Origin of the sequence: Burkholderia sp. Ac-20384 (assembly GCF_017104605.1) — a bacterium.
Taxonomy (GTDB): Bacteria; Pseudomonadota; Gammaproteobacteria; order Burkholderiales; family Burkholderiaceae; genus Burkholderia; species Burkholderia lata.
Map to the genome: position 1 here is coordinate 1 of NZ_JAAGPE010000607.1, position 2,105 is coordinate 2,105.

At 71.9% G+C, this 2,105-nt stretch carries 2 protein-coding genes and 1 pseudogene; all 3 read left to right on the forward strand.

Features of this window, described 5'->3' with window-relative positions; genetic code table 11:
* Positions 1–1,560, forward strand: a 1,560-nt coding sequence (gene bcsE / locus G3O00_RS42200) for a cellulose biosynthesis protein BcsE (RefSeq protein ID WP_206146549.1), incomplete at its 5' end; no start/stop codon positions are given.
* Positions 1,557–1,775 (forward strand): hypothetical protein, encoded by a 219-nt coding sequence (locus G3O00_RS42205; protein ID WP_041492806.1) that lies wholly within the window; start codon positions 1,557–1,559, stop codon positions 1,773–1,775. The genes bcsE and G3O00_RS42205, both read left to right, overlap by 4 nt.
* Positions 1,772–2,041 (forward strand): annotated as a pseudogene (locus G3O00_RS42210) (cellulose synthase operon protein YhjQ/BcsQ); the annotation flags it as partial. The gene G3O00_RS42205 and the pseudogene G3O00_RS42210, both read left to right, overlap by 4 nt.
* Between the last annotated feature and the right edge of the window lie 64 nt (positions 2,042–2,105).

Genomic DNA, 2,105 nt, shown 5'->3' on the forward strand with positions numbered 1-2,105 from the left:
GCCGGCGCAACGGCGGACGCACCGCGCCGCGCGGCGCCGGGCCCGTTCGCACGGCTGACCGGCGGCCTGCGCGCGATGAAGCGCTACGGCTTTCGCGCGCGCTCGCTGTATTTCGTCGAAGGCGCGCAGCGCTGGTTCAGCTGGGACGACCCGATCGCGCTTGCCGACGAGGCGCATGCCCTCGCTGACTGGTGCCGCACGCGCCGGATCGCGCTCGTGCTGCTGCTCGATCCCGAAGCGAGCCGCGCGGGCGACGAAGCGCGCACCGACGATGCGCCGCTCGTACGCGATGCGGATCGCACGCCGCGCAGCGGTTTCCACGGTATCTGCTCGGGCGTCGCGCAGTTGCAGCGCACGCACGGCGAGCTGCTGTGGGTCGTCGATTTCTGGCGTGCGGGCGACACGCTTGCGGCCGGCGAAGTCCGGCCGCTGCGCTTTGCGCCGGGCGGCCGGCTCTCGGCAAGCGTCGACGGCGGCGCGGCCGAGCCCGCGCACCGGATGAAGCTCGCGAGCGACGAAGATCGTGTCGTCGTCAGCCGCGCGGTGCTCGAAGGCACGAACCGCGCGCCGGACGGCTGGGAGATCGTCGAAGACAACGCGGCCGTCGTCGCGGCGTGCGCGCATGCGCAAGCGGCGACCGCGGTGCTCGCGTTCCGCTCGCATGCGCAGCTCGAAGCGCTCTGCGCCGACGTGCACGCGCTGCGCCGGCAGTGCGGCGGTGAGTTGAAGATCGCGGTCGTCGAGCGCGGCGAAGTGCTGCGCCAGCAGTTCGAAATGCTCGTGCTGAGCGTCGGCGCGAGCCGCGTCGTCGCGCGCGACTTGCCGGTATCGCGGATGCAGGCCGCCGTGCACGCGCTGCGCGGCCAGCTCTATGCGCGGCCCGTCGCGGCCGATTATCGTGCGGCGCTCGCGGCCGCGCTCGGCGATTCGGTGCTCGGCTACCTGTCGGTCGGCGCGTTCTGCCTGCGGATTCGCGCGGTGCTCGATCGCGGCGCCGTGCTGGCGCTGCCGCACACGCTCGCGAAGATCTCGCTGCTACCGGGCGTGTCGCACGTCGACGCGCTGCGGTTTTGCCGGCCGCGCCGCGCGGGCGACGTCGTGACGGCCGATGCCGCGCACCTGTACGTGTTCCTGTTCGCGTGCGAGCCGGCCGATGCGGAGGACGCGCTCGCGCGCATCTTCGACGTGCCGGTCGACGCGCTGTCCGACCGTGTCGTGTGCCTCGGACACGGCAGCATCGACACCGAACTCAATGCGCTGAAGGCCGAGAACCGCCGCGCGCCGATCGCCGACTACAGCGATCTGTTCGCGGCCACGCAGCCGGCGCGCACGACCCGCAAATCGTCCGTGCGCGCCGATCCCGGCGCCGCGTTGCCAGACGCGAGCGAAGTGAGCGGCGCGATCGACGCAATCGATGCGATCGTCGCGCTCGAGGCGATCGGTGCGACGCCGACAGCCGCGGCTATCGATGCATCGGCGCCGGAACCCGTCATTGCCGCTGCGCGCAAGCGCAGCGCCGTCCGCAGCGCGATGCCGCTGCGCAAGGAGGGGGTCGCATGATCGCCGTCATCGTCATCGGTTTCATCGTCGGCATCGTGATCGCGGTGCCGGTGTGGATCATCGCGCAGCACCTCGGTATCGGCCGCGGCTTTCATGCGCCGCGCGGTATCGACCGGCGCGACGCGGTGCCCTGCGAACTCGTGCCGGTCGCGCTGCGCGGGCGGCTGCTGCCCGATGCGGAACGCGGCGAGCGTGGTAGCGAGGCGGCCCGATGAAGACGATCGCCATTACGTCGACGACGGGCGGCGCGGGCCGCACGACGCTCACGGCTGCCCTCGCGGTGCTGCTCGCGCGCCGCGGCCGGCCGGTCGTCGCCGTCGAATTCGATGCACAGAACCTGATGGGCGCGACGCTCGGCCTCGACTCGCTGGCCGAGCACGGCCTCGCGCAGAGCGTGCTCGGCGGTGCCGAGCCGTGGCATGCGCATACGTGGCGTAGCGCCGACGGCGTGTTGTTCGTGCCGTACGGGCAGGTCGACGCGAGATCGGAAGAGCGTCGCGTAGGGTAAGAGTGAAATAAACGTGGTAAACCACGGGTGTCTCCCG

Coding starts and splice junctions, on each gene's coding strand:
- G3O00_RS42205 (WP_041492806.1), top strand. CDS start 1,557: ATGATCGCCGTCATCGTCATCGGTTTCATCGTCGGCATCGTGATCGCG.